Source organism: Belliella kenyensis, assembly GCF_022549675.1.
In the GTDB taxonomy this organism is placed as follows: Bacteria; Bacteroidota; Bacteroidia; order Cytophagales; family Cyclobacteriaceae; genus Belliella; species Belliella kenyensis.
The window spans coordinates 339931-353278 of record NZ_JAKZGR010000001.1 but is presented as its reverse complement, the minus strand read 5'-3'; the positions used below and the strand labels follow the sequence as shown (position 1 = coordinate 353278).

At 37.5% G+C, this 13348-nt stretch carries 11 protein-coding genes; 3 read left to right on the top strand and 8 right to left on the bottom strand.

From position 1 onward, the window contains the following. Nucleotides 1-46: 46 nt before the first annotated feature. From MM214_RS01415 to ligA, 8 genes are all read right to left on the bottom strand, one after another. Nucleotides 47-1255, bottom strand: coding sequence for an NRAMP family divalent metal transporter (locus MM214_RS01415; protein ID WP_241291138.1), 1209 nt, complete (start codon nt 1253-1255; stop codon nt 47-49). Next, a complete protein-coding gene (locus MM214_RS01410; RefSeq protein WP_241291136.1) occupies nt 1252-2286 on the bottom strand; it encodes a DUF2891 domain-containing protein in 1035 nt (344 codons plus the stop codon). Before MM214_RS01410 ends, MM214_RS01415 begins: the two co-directional genes overlap by 4 nt. A gap of 76 nt (nt 2287-2362) precedes the next feature. Continuing rightward, nucleotides 2363-3076: a hypothetical protein gene (locus MM214_RS01405; RefSeq protein WP_241291134.1), complete on the bottom strand. Its 714-nt coding sequence runs from the start codon at nt 3074-3076 to the stop codon at nt 2363-2365. 98 nt (nt 3077-3174) lie between these two features. Next, the gene (gene xseB, locus MM214_RS01400) at nt 3175-3366 is read right to left on the bottom strand and encodes an exodeoxyribonuclease VII small subunit (protein WP_241291131.1); all 192 of its coding nucleotides are present in this window, start codon (nt 3364-3366) and stop codon (nt 3175-3177) included. After that, nucleotides 3356-4666: an exodeoxyribonuclease VII large subunit gene (gene xseA, locus MM214_RS01395; RefSeq protein WP_241291129.1), complete on the bottom strand. Its 1311-nt coding sequence runs from the start codon at nt 4664-4666 to the stop codon at nt 3356-3358. The genes xseB and xseA overlap by 11 nt, the downstream gene beginning before the upstream one ends. Nucleotides 4667-4745: 79 nt before the next feature. Beyond that, the gene (dapA, locus tag MM214_RS01390; protein WP_241291127.1) at nt 4746-5600 is read right to left on the bottom strand and encodes a 4-hydroxy-tetrahydrodipicolinate synthase; all 855 of its coding nucleotides are present in this window, start codon (nt 5598-5600) and stop codon (nt 4746-4748) included. Continuing rightward, the gene (locus MM214_RS01385) at nt 5594-6088 is read right to left on the bottom strand and encodes a DUF6913 domain-containing protein (RefSeq protein WP_241291125.1); all 495 of its coding nucleotides are present in this window, start codon (nt 6086-6088) and stop codon (nt 5594-5596) included. Before MM214_RS01385 ends, dapA begins: the two co-directional genes overlap by 7 nt. Nucleotides 6089-6283: 195 nt before the next feature. After that, nucleotides 6284-8734, bottom strand: a complete 2451-nt coding sequence (gene ligA / locus MM214_RS01380; protein WP_241291123.1) for an NAD-dependent DNA ligase LigA — start codon at nt 8732-8734, stop codon at nt 6284-6286. A gap of 147 nt (nt 8735-8881) precedes the next feature. Between ligA and MM214_RS01375 the strand changes: the two genes are divergently transcribed. From MM214_RS01375 to MM214_RS01365, 3 genes are all read left to right on the top strand, one after another. Then, nucleotides 8882-9514 (top strand): TetR/AcrR family transcriptional regulator, encoded by a 633-nt coding sequence (locus MM214_RS01375; protein ID WP_241291121.1) that lies wholly within the window; start codon nt 8882-8884, stop codon nt 9512-9514. 63 nt (nt 9515-9577) lie between these two features. Continuing rightward, a complete protein-coding gene (gene metG / locus MM214_RS01370) occupies nt 9578-11638 on the top strand; it encodes a methionine--tRNA ligase (protein ID WP_241291119.1) in 2061 nt (686 codons plus the stop codon). Nucleotides 11639-11917: 279 nt separating this feature from the next. Continuing rightward, a complete protein-coding gene (locus MM214_RS01365) occupies nt 11918-13345 on the top strand; it encodes a circularly permuted type 2 ATP-grasp protein (protein ID WP_241291114.1) in 1428 nt (475 codons plus the stop codon). Nucleotides 13346-13348 lie beyond the last annotated feature (3 nt).

The window sequence follows — 13348 nt, the reverse complement described above, 5'->3', positions numbered from 1 at the left end:
CGGTTGATGTTTGTTTGAATTTGCAATATGCAAAACGTTATTTTTCTCAAAACACATTATATAGTATCCAAAAGCATAAAAATAATGTAACCAACCACACTGGTATAGCAATCATATTCATTACCAGTCCATTATGAAAACCATTCATAATGGACCTTTTATTTACGATCCAAAGAATGTATCCACTTAGTAATGGTAGCAATAATCCATTAGCAACTTGAGCTGTACTGATCAACTGGACAGGTTTAATTCCCAATGATGCCAGACTTAAACCTAATCCTAGTATAAAAAAAATGCTTATTCTCATCTGCTTGCTCTTCAGTGCTGTAGGCCACCCAAAAAGATCACAAATCACAAGTGATCCTGCAAGGGGAGCAGTGATAGCTGAAGTAATTCCAGCGGAGAATAATCCGATGCCGATCAAGTATTTTCCAAATGAACCAAGACTAATCTCTAAACCATTTGCCAAATCCATCACATTGAGTACAGTAGATGCATTGCTTTCAGAAGCAGTGATGACTATGGCCATGGAGACCAAGCTACCCAATACGACACTAATAAAAGTATCCATACGAGCATACTTTAAATCAGTTATAGAATTCCAAGTTTTACTCACTAATGTAGAATGTAGAAAAAGATTGTATGGAACCACCGTGGTCCCTATCAATGCCACTATTGTAATGAGGTTCGATTGATTGATAGATGGTAAAAAGCCATGAAATAGGACATTAAGGCTAGGTGCTAAGCTTAGGGCAGTATATACAAAAGCCATACTCATTATAAGAACCAAAGCTGTCAAAGCTTGTGTAATACGTTTGAAATTACCAAATAGGAGTAGGCTCAATGCAATCAAACCAATGCCAAAATTGATGAAATTGAAATGATATTGACCTATGTTCAAAGTGTGTCTACTGAAAAAAATCTCTAATCCCATTGCTCCACCAGCAATATTTCCAGCTTCATAGGCTGAATTTCCTATAACAATGGCTAATAAAATGATAGAAATAGAAAATATCTTGAATATCCTGGATGGCAAAGATCGGATGATGACAGCAGCCAAACCTTCATGTGCTATCAATCCAACCCTAACGACCATCTCTTGCAATACCAAGGTGGTCACCATAGATAGTGCCAAAGCCCAGAGGAGATCCACTCCAAAATTTACACCAGCCATGGTACAGATGGTGACAGTACCTGGCCCAATAAATGCAGCTGCTATCAACGGACCTGGACCGATATATTTTCTCCAGCTCATTGGTTTTTTTGCTGAAGAGCATACACAGCGAAGCTTCCTAGCCAATGAGTTCCTTCATAATTATCATCAACTATAGATGGCAAGGAGTAATTTACGTGTTCATTTGCGATGCGGATCAAGTGACTATACTTGTCAGGATAAGCAGAGGCTAGACCATAGATGCACCATGCACGACTGAAATTCAGTCCGTCCAAATGTACCAGCTTTCCATCAGTACGATCACTCACTTGACCCGGAGTCAATGTGTAGCTTTTCTCTTTTAATTCTGGCATGAATTCCTCAATCCAAGACCCAAACTCTTCCGGCTCTAGAACTTTTCTCATGATATCAATCTCTTGAAAACATGGAGATAGGAAATCATAGCCACTTGGTTCCCAGTTCATTGGACAACCTTTATCTTCCAAAAACCAATCTCTTGATCTGGATCTGATCATTTCTGCTAATTCTTTTTCATTTAAAGTAACAGCATAATCGTAGGCTAACGATAGACCAAATGCAATATTAGTATGCTCCCCGACGCGAATCGGGTAGATTAGTTTGGGAAGGAATTCAAGATACTTCTTGACTATCAAATCTGTAAGTGGCTGCAAGTTTTTCTCTAACTCCCTTGCGATGGGATCATCCCAGCGATGAAGCTCTTCTGCCAATTTCAATACCCATGCCCATCCATAAGTTCTTTCAAAACTTTCATTTTGAGGTTGAAAAAAGTAATTTACTTCTGCGAGGATGTTGGTATAGCTCATGTTCATCTTCAATTTTGTGATGATTTCTGAACGTTGATCCAAATCAGGGAAATCATTCAAAAGTGAAATGAGCATCCAATGCCCGTGTACACTAGAATGCCAATCGAAGCATCCGTAGAAAGCTGGATGAAGCTCAGAAGGAGATTTCAAATATTGCTTAGAAGCAAGAGTCTGGTTGAGTTTATTGGGATACTCTTCCTGGATGCACTGAAGTGGCAGTTTGGATAGCCGATTGGCTTCCTCCAAGGTTAGTGAGATCATTTCTTCACTACTATCATGATTACTCATATTTTGGCAAGCCCCTAGTGCCAATAAAATAAACAAAATGTAGATGTACTTCATTAGTCTTCACTTATGGGAGTTTTCAATATTCACTTCTCAAATTTAAGTATCTTTTGACCATAATTTGAAATTGAAACAAGTGATCATTAAATCTATTGAATCCTACATTTCCATCTATTTCATCGGTGAAAGTAATAAACATAGATCCTTCAAAAATCAAATCTGTATTAGGATTTAATTGATAGGAGAGTCCTGAGCGAATGGGGATATAAAAGGAAGTGGATTGTTGATACCTATTTGGTGTATTATCTCCGAAATTTAGATTAGTCCTTGATTGAAGAATACCTACGCCGGCTCCAAGATGAAGGTTGAATTCAGGACGGATCAGAGGATATTTAGTGCCGATCAATTTGAAAGTTGGCATGACATCCACAAAATTTGCAAATCCACTAAATCCTATAGCCGAGCCATTCTCTATCCATGCATCAATTCTATTTTGATCATCTGCTTCGCGAACACCAATTCTTTGGTGACCCACATTCAGTCTTACGTCAAGGTGATCACTGACTGCCTTGCTGTAACCAAGGGTGAAGGAAGGGTAAAATTTGAATCTAAACTGCGTAAATCTGCCTCCATTATCAGCATAGATAATGGAAGGACCTCCACCCAATATGATGGAGTGGTTTGCTGCTTCTTTGTATTTGAAAAAATTTTGTCCAAGTACTTGAGTTGAATTTAAGATTAGATGCATACTTATGCACATCAAGGTAGAGAAAGCGTAAATAGAAAATTTCATAAATTTCTAGTTTTAATTCAATAACTAAGCTTCTTCATATTTAGATTTAGCTTATTTCTTGGACGGTTACAAAAAGATTGCCAAAATGGCAAATTGACCTAATCTTCGAAGGCTTTGTTTATTTCAATTTCAGTATTTCTTAATTTTTCTCTACATCTCTTCACTAATGTAGAAGCTTCTTTTACCAACTCAGAAAGTTGATCTATTCCTTTATTTCCTTCTTCAAGAATGCTAACAATTTCTTCGATTCGCTTGATGGCTTGATCGTAGCTAAGGTTTTCATTTTCCATAATCTTCTATTTTATTGATGATGCTTTCTATTTTTTTATTGGAAGTGAAAGTAGTCAAGACTTCACCTTTAGTTACATTTACTTGATGTAAAGGGAGTCCATTAACTTCCGATTTGGTATATCCTTTTGCAAAGATGGAATTAGGGTCTAGATTTATTATATTCTTGCTCAATGCTTCAAGCAGCTTTAATTCTGATTGCAACTTATTTTTGCTTACTTTTTCCAACAATTTGAGATTTTTATCAAGTTCATGATTTTCTAATCTGAGTTTGTTGAGGACATTAGTCTTTAATTGTGTTTCTTTGTTCATTAAAAATGTAGATTGACTCTGTAGCCTAATTGCAGCCAATCTTTTGATACTGTTTTCAAAATCTAGTAGATTTCTATCTTCCCACTTAAGGGCTTGAATGGTTTGTTTTTCTATGTTTTTCAAAAGCGTCAACAACCTATCTTCAAAATTCATAAAACCTGAAATGATAAATTCAGCTGCTGCTGTTGGAGTTTTAACTTTTGTGTGAGCTACGAGATCTGCTATTGTTTCATCTCTCTCATGCCCAATTCCTGTAAGAACTGGAAGGGGATACTTTGCAATCATGACTGCAAGCTCATAATCATCAAAACAATCTAAATCCATCTGAGCACCACCGCCACGAATGATTACTACAAGGTCGTACTCGGATTTGCTTTCACTTATTTGCTTCAATGCATCTATTATAGACTTTGCAGCGGCTTCACCTTGCATACTTGCAGGGAACAATTGGTAGTCTATTTGATAAGCATACCTATTCTCATCCAATTGATTGATGAAATCACCATATCCAGCTGCTGTTCCACTACTGATCACTGCAATTTTTTGTGGCACTATTGGCAAAGCAAAGCGCTTGTTGGTTTGCATCAATCCTTCCTGTGTAAGCCGGACTATAATTTCTTGTCTTATCCTCGCTCGCTCTCCTAAGGTGAAGTTTGGATCTACATCTTTTACTTGAAGACTTATACCATAAAGTTCATGAAATGTGACTGTTACGGATACAAGGATCTTCATTCCAGCTTTAATTTGCGTACCCGTGATACGCTCAAAATTCCCAGCTACAGTTCTAAAAGTATATTGCCAAATGTTTGCTCGAATTTTTGCTTTTACCTGATTATTACTTTTTTCAACTAATTCCAAATAAGCATGGCCTTGTGCAGCCACTTTCATTTCACCAATCTCTGCTACCACCCAATATTGAGCCTCAAGATGATTTTCAAGAGTAGACTTGATGAGGTTATTTAATTCTAAAAGTGTAAGCGGCTGTTGCATAAACTAAAATTAATAACAATGAAAAAACGCAAGCATAGTAATTCCTATTGCTATACTTGCGATTAAAACAGAAGAAACTTTATAACTTCAATGAAGAAATTCTTTCTTTGAGGCTATCAGATGCTTCTGCCAGAGGTAATCTTACATATTCTTCGCATACTCCAAGACATTTTAATAGATACTTAAGGCCTACAGGGTTGCTTTCTTCATACATCAAAGGGTTGATTTTCAATAATTTGAAAACTGCATTTTTTGAAACTGTAAAATCTTCATCACAAATATCCTTAAACAGTTGCGGGTATGCATTTGCCAAAACGGATATCACACCAGAACCACCGATGGCATTCATAGCGGTAGTAAGCATATCATCACCCGAAATTAATAAAAACCCCTCAGGCATACCCTCTGCTATATTCATACATTGTTCTATGTTGCCACTTGCCTCTTTCATGGCTATGATATTTGGATGCTTCGCCAATTGAAGAGTAGTATCGGCAGTCATATTGGTGACTGTTCTTCCAGGTACATTATAAAGTATAACTGGCACGGGACTAGCGTCAGCGATCATTGAATAATGAGCAATGATCCCTTTTTGAGATGGTTTGTTGTAATAAGGGCATACTGATAATATAGCATCTATTCCCTTAAAATCAGTGGTTTTGATATCTTCTAGTACCGCCGATGTATGATTACCGCCCAGACCATACACTATAGGAAGTTTTCCTGAATTATATTCAATGCATGCCTTGAGTACTTCCTTTTTTTCGTCTTTGCTCAGTGTAGCCGATTCTCCAGTAGTACCTAGTACCACCAAATAATCTGCCCCTCCTTCAATTACATGGTTTACCAGATTCTTTAGCCCTGGATAATCTATAGAATAATCACTATTCATAGGTGTAACTAGAGCTACACCAGTACCTTTAAGGTTCAACATGCTGATTTTACTTTTAAGAAATTTTCCAACAATTGTTGGATGGTTGTTTCGGTTTCCTTGCTTTGTGATTCGATCATGAGGTCTAAGTACTCTTTATTTTCATTCGAATAAAAACCTATTTTGAAACCACAGGATGAATTAACTAGCAAATAAAGCAAATATGGACTTAGCTTTAAAGTTGGAACGATAATAAAATCGAAATTTTGTGATAAAAATCCCAAAATTTTTTCATTTGGCTTACCTGAAATACTAAAATCGTGACTAGAAATTTCATTTTCATATCCTAGGATACTTCCATGGTATCCATCTATTTTTAGGTTTTCGCCAAAGTAAACTTTCAAATGATCGCTGGCTTGTTCAAAAGATTGCAAGTCATTGGCCAATATTCCTACGCTATGGATAGTATTTGGGAATGCAATCTTTCGAGTATTGAGATGTCTTGTTTTTCGAATTTCTGATTTAATGAATTCGTCTTTGATAATTTTCATGATGATATTGATCATTGATGAAATAATCAAGGGAATATTTGATTACTCCAAAGCTTGTTGAATAAGCTATGAATCCTACCTGGGCAATAAAATCAATGGTGTAGATTCCATTAGGATTTGGTCAGAAAAGGTATGTGTCAATTTACCTTTCATAAGAACTAATCAAGATGACTGAATAATGAGGAGTGTTCCGACTTATACCTTAACCATGCTTAAGAAATCTTCTTCAGAAATCAATTTTATACCTAGTTTCTGAGCTTTTTCTTTTTTACTTGGACCCATTTCTTCACCTTCTATAATAAAATCCAAAGATTTGGAAACAGACTTAACATATTGACCACCATGGCTTTCTACGAAATCAATGATTTCATCACGTTTGAAGTGGAGTAGTTTTCCAGAGGCCAAGATTTTTTTTCCATTAAGTGAATTGCCTAATGATGGCTTTTCTTTTTTCTCTAGTTCAAAACTCAATCCATGACTTCTTAACCTTTCAATAACATCTATATTTTCAGTTTCCGAAAAATACTCTCGTAGACTATTGACCAAGGTCTCACCAACGCCGTTTATAGCAAGAAGGTCTTCGGCACTTGCCTCTTTTAATAAATCTATACTTGGAAATGCTTTGGCGAGTATTTGAGCAGTGTTTTCTCCAATGTTTCTTATACCAAGTGCAAACAGTACTTTGTCAAAAGTTTGCTGTTTGGAGGCATTGATACCTTCTACCATATTGGAAATTACGCCTTCTTGAAATGTATTGGATTTGAGTTTTTTGATTTTTTCTTCTTGTTCGGTTGACAAGCTAATGTCTGCTCTTAGGATGATGCCATGTATGGTATGTTCATGACTAGAAAGCTCCTTCAGCCTTGTCATTCCGACTTGCTTTCCAATCAACAAACTTAACACCACAGGTACAGGTAGGTAGTCTTCGATTTTTGGGAATGGATAGGCTATGAGAATGCTTTCTAATTTTTGAATAGTAGCTATATTCTGAGCTACCTTCTTTTTGTTTTCTCTAATAAAACCTTGAAATGCTTTCAAAGTTTGCTCAAGTGTAGCAGAGGAATTTGCATTTAGAAATTGTTGAATTGAGCTCAGCGCTATTCCATCAGTGAGCCCAAACAATGCCTTGTGAAGTGCAACATATAACAAACCTTCATCAGCAATCTGATATTGATCTTGGCTCATTTCCAAGCCAAGAAGTTGATCTGTCCTGTGTATAAGCTCATAGATGTCAGCAAAATCTTCGATATAGCCTTGGTCAATCAGTGCGCGAATTCGCTCTGTGCCCAAAGAGTCTATATCCATAGCCCTTTTATGCACGAAATGCTCAATTCTTCCCAAAAGTTGAGGAGGGCATCGCTTTGCATTGGGACAGTAATGTTTAGCTTCGGATTCTTTTCTTATAAGGGTGGTGCCACACTCAGGACATTGACTAATATACTGGATTGGTTTGGACGAATTCTTTCTCTTTTCCAAGATGACTCCCGTGATTTTTGGGATAATTTCTCCGCCTTTTTCTACCAGGACATAATCCCCTTCATGAAGTCCCAATCTTTCTATTTCATTGGCATTGTGCAATGAAGCGCGCTTCACAGTAGTACCTGCTAGAAGCACAGGACTTAGGTTAGCCACCGGGGTGATAGCACCTGTCCTTCCAACTTGGTAAGTTATAGAAAGGAGCTCGCTTTCGGCACTTTCAGCTTGATACTTGTAAGCTATAGCCCAGCGGGGAATCTTGGCGGTAAAACCCAACTCCTCTCTTTGATCATAGTCGTTTACTTTCAAGACTACACCATCCGTATCAAGAGGAAGCTCATGTCGCTTTTCTCTCCAAGTTTCGATGTAACTCAATACCTCCTTGATTCCGAGACACTTTTGATAGGTCGGCGATACATTGAATCCCCATGCTTCTAACAAGGTCATGGCTTGATCATGTTGATTGATGTCAGCTTCATCACTGATGAGTTGGTAGAAGTAGCAATTCAACCTTCTCTTTGCTACTATAGTGCTATCCTGCATCTTTACAGTTCCGGATGCCGCATTCCTTGGATTGGCTAGTAGTGGATCACCTTGGGCTTCTCTTTCACTATTGATTTTATCGAACTCCTTTCTTGGAAGAAAGATTTCACCTCGCACTTCAAACTTTGAAGGAACATTGTTTCCTTTGATTGTGAGAGGAACATTTCGTATTGTCTTTACATTTTCGGTGACGACATCACCTTTGGTGCCGTCACCTCTAGTCACAGCACGGACTAGCTTTCCATTTTCATAAACCAAACTGATGGCAACACCATCGAATTTCAATTCACAGAAATACTCAAAATTTCTATGTCCAAGACCTTTGGCAACTCGTTCGTCAAATGCAAGTAGCTCTTCTTCGGAATAGGTATTCCCCAAAGATAACATGCGATATTCATGGGTTGCTGATTCAAATTCTTTGGTGATCGTACCACCCACTCTTTGGGTAGGGCTATCATCTGATAACAACTCTGGAAATTCTTCCTCAAGTGCTATCAACTCCTCTAATAATTTATCAAATTCAAAATCTGAGATTTCAGACTTATCCTCTTGATAATAAAGATGGTTATGATAGTTGATTTGCTTTGTAAGGTCTTCGATTCTCACTTTGGCTTCTGATGCCGTCATATGCTTGTAGCTTTGAGTATATTGCTTCTTAAGAATCAAAATTAATCTTTGTATCCGAAAGGACAAAGGATATTTCGGCTGTAAAGCAGGTTAACCATTTTAAGATTACGAAACTGATTGCCTATATTTGTTTTGAAATGATGAAAAATGAGTAAAAAAAACGATATAGAAGCAAAGATTTTGGACGTAGCTTACAAGCTTTTTATCAACCAAGGTTACAAGAATACAACCATGGACGATATCGCGCAAGAGTTGGCTATGAGCAAGAAGACGTTGTATAAATATTTTCCCGGTAAGCAGGAGTTGCTTGCGGCCTCTTTTGATTTGTTAAAAAATCGACTTTCATTAAAAGTAGAAACTATTTTGGAAAATCGATACATTCCATTCATGGCCAAATTAAAATCATTTTTGAACGTAGTGGCCAATGATCTAGCTCCAATCAACCCAGAGCTTTTGCAAGACCTTAGAGAGCATGTACCCGAGGTATGGGGAGAGTTACAAGATTATGTAAGGGATTCAGCATATTTGAGATTTCAAAGACTCATTGAGGAGGGAATTGATAAAGGGTATGTATTGCAAGGAATGAACAAAACCCTCATCGTATTGGTATATGCTTCGGCCATTCAAAACTTGATAGATCCCAAATTTTTGGCACAATTTCCTAGAGAAATGAGAGAGAATATGAACCTTGGAACCTCTGAGATTTTTGATCAGGCTATACAGATTATATATCAAGGTATATTAACAGATGAAGGAAGAGAAGAATACATACAAGCTTAACTAGCCAAATTTCCTGATAACATAAAAATAAGAGAATCACCAAATTTTCTATCTTTGCACGCTATGAATAAGAATGAATTCAAAAGATATACAGTAACGGCGGCACTTCCTTATGCCAATGGACCACTACATATTGGACATTTGGCAGGTTGCTATATTCCTTCAGACATATATGTCAGGTACTTAAGGTCACAGAATAGAGATGTGGCTTTTGTATGCGGATCTGATGAGCATGGTGTTGCCATCACTATCAAGGCTAAAAAGGAAGGTATCAGTCCTCAAGAAGTGGTGGATAGGTACCATGAGATGATGAAAAATAGCTTTGAGCAATTCGGAATAAGCTTTGACCATTATTCAAGGACTTCTTCAGAGTTACATCATGAGACTGCATCAGCATTTTTTAAGGACTTATATGATAAAGGCGAATTTCTGGAACAATCCACAGAGCAATATTATGATGAAGAAGCAGGACAGTTTCTAGCAGACCGCTACATAGAAGGTACATGTCCCAAATGTGGTCATGAAGGTGCTTATGGAGATCAATGTGAAAAGTGCGGAAGCTCTCTCAGTCCAACTGAATTAATTAACCCTAAATCAAAACTTAGTGGTAATACGCCAGTTTTAAAAGAAACTAAGCACTGGTTCTTAGACTTGGCCAGATACACGGATTTTCTAAAGAAATGGATTCTTGAGGATCATCAGGATGATTGGAAAAACAATGTATTGGGTCAATGCCGTTCATGGTTAGAGGCAGGGGAAGGCTTACAGGCTAGATCTATGACTAGGGATCTGGATTGGGGCATACCTGTTCCGATTGAAGGAGCAGAGGGTAAAGTACTCTATGTATGGTTTGATGCCCCTATAGGTTATATATCTTCTACCAAAGAATGGGCCGCAGCCAATGGGAAAAACTGGGAGCCTTATTGGAAAGAAGATGGTACTAAGTTGGTTCATTTCATCGGAAAAGATAACATCGTATTTCATTGCATAATTTTTCCAGCCATCCTGAAGACACATGGAGGCTATGTGCTACCTGAAAATGTGCCTGCTAATGAGTTTCTAAACTTAGAAGGAGACAAAATATCAACATCTCGAAATTGGGCTGTTTGGCTACATGAATACCTTGAAGAATTTCCAGGGAAACAAGACATTTTGAGGTATGTGCTTACTGCCAATGCACCAGAAACTAAGGACAATGACTTCACTTGGAAGGATTTTCAAGCAAGAAATAATTCAGAATTAGTAGCAGTCTTTGGTAATTTTGTAAATAGAGCCGTAGTACTTACACATAAATTCTTTGATGGGGTAGTGCCTTCAAGATCAGAACTTAACGGCTATGATCAAGAAGTACTGGAGTCAATGGTAGGATTTCCTGAAAAAATTGCTGCTTCAATTGAAAGATACAGGTTCCGAGAGGCATTATCCTATGTCATGGATTTTGCTAGGCTAGGTAACAAATACCTTGCAGACACAGAGCCTTGGAAAACGATCAAAGAGGATAAGTTAAGAACAGGGACTATCCTGAATATAGCATTGAATATTGCGACAAATTTGGCAATTGTAGCAGATCCATTTTTGCCTTTTACCTCTAAGAAAATGTTGGAAATGTTCAACCTAGAGTCATTGAAATGGTCTGATTCAGCTAATGACTCCTTGCTCAAAGCAGGTCATGCTATCAGCGCAGCTTCATTGCTCTTCGAAAAAATCGAGGATGAAACAGTAGAAAAGCAAGTAAATAAGCTGCTAGAAGCCAAAAAGCAAAATGAACTTGCAAATGCTTCTGTTCCAGCGATGAAGCCAATAATAACATTCGATGATTTTGCAAAATTAGACTTGAGGGTAGTGACGGTACTTCATGCAGAGCCTATGCCAAAATCTAAAAAGCTTCTAAAACTATCTGTAGACACAGGTCTTGAAAAAAGAACTGTACTGAGTGGTGTTGCCGAACATTTCAAACCTGAAGATTTGATAGGTAAGCAAGTAACTATGCTTATCAACTTGGCGCCAAGAAAGATGATGGGAATAGATTCCGAAGGTATGATCCTAATGGCTGAAGATAAAGATGGAAGTTTAAGACTTCTTCAGCCAGGACAATCCACAGCAAGTGGTTCTACCATAAGCTAAAAGCAAGTATTTTCAAAAATGAAGTAGAAAATTATTCGGCATTAAATTCAAGAGGATCGTGGGATTTACCTGCGATCCATTTTTTTGCGATTTTCTTTATTATATGATCACCTGATTGGGAGAATACTTAAGGTTTAGCTAAGTTTTTACTGAAATTCTACTGAAAGTATTTTCCAAATTCTATGAGAAATATGTCAAGGTAAATTTCTAAAAATTTGGAATATTGATAATTTTTAGCTAGTTTGTTGATCAGATTTTTAATTAAACATAGAAAATTTTATGGATATACAATCTTACGATTTTAGTGCAAATTTTGATGAGATGTTTGATACAGCAGGTACCTGTAGAGCTCATTACAAAGAATTATTAAGTTTGATCAAAAAAACGAGTTCCAAAAGATTAGGTCAATTACAATTTTCAGCTAACAAGACTCAAGTTGCTATGGGTATGACTTTCAATGTCTACCATGATAGTCAAGGAACGGAGAAAATTTTGCATTTGGACATTATACCTAGGGTAATTCCAAATTCAGAATGGCAAATGTTAGAATCAGGCCTGAAGCAAAGAATCAAGGCCCTTAATCTATTTTTGCAAGACATATACAATGACCGACAAATACTCAAGGACGGTATAGTTCCAGAGGATTTGATTTTGAATAGTAAAGATTATTTAGAACCATGTATTGGGATGACACCTCCAAAAGGTATCTGGTGTCATATTACAGGCACAGATTTAGTAAGGGACAAGTCTGGAGATTATTATATTCTAGAAGATAACTTGAGGTGTCCTTCTGGAGTGTCCTACATGCTAGAAAGTAGAGAAATCATCAAAAGAGCATATCCAGACTTATTCAACGAACTAGGTGTCATGCCTGTATCGGATTACCCTGCCAAACTGCTCAAAATGCTCCAGTTTCTTTCCAAGAAAGACAAACCAGTAGTGGGTGTTTTGACTCCTGGTATATATAACTCCGCATATTTTGAGCATTCTTACCTAGCACTACAGATGGGAGTAGAGTTGGTGTCTGGAGTAGATCTTATAGTCAAAGACAAGAAAGTCTATATGCAAACTACCAAAGGGCTTCAACAAATTGATGTACTTTACAGAAGGATAGATGATACTTTTTTGGACCCTCTCACTTTCAATCCAGAATCTATGCTGGGAATTCCAGGTGTATTTGAAGCTTACAAAGCAGGAAACATAGCCTTTGCAAACGCTCCAGGTACTGGTGTAGCAGACGACAAAGCTGTATATGCTTATGTTCCAAGAATCATACAATACTATCTCAACGAAGAACCTATCCTGAAAAATGTGCCCACATATTTATGCAGGGAAGAAAATGATCGTAAGTATGTCTTGGAGCATATTGAAGAATTGGTCGTGAAAGAAACCAATGCAGCGGGTGGATATGGTATGCTGATCGGACCGAAAGCTTCCAAAGAAGAACACGATAAATTCCGTGAACTCATCAAAAACAACCCCAATAACTATATCGCTCAACCAACGCTATCCCTTTCGACAGTTCCTACACTTACAGAGCAGGGATTAGAGGGCAGGCATGTTGACTTGAGACCATATATCCTTTATGGTGAAGATATAGAAGTGATACCAGGTGCACTTACAAGAGTAGCATTGAAAAGAGGTTCATTGGTAGTAAATAGCTCTCAAGGTGGGGGCAGTAAAGATACTTGGGTTTTATACAAATAATTA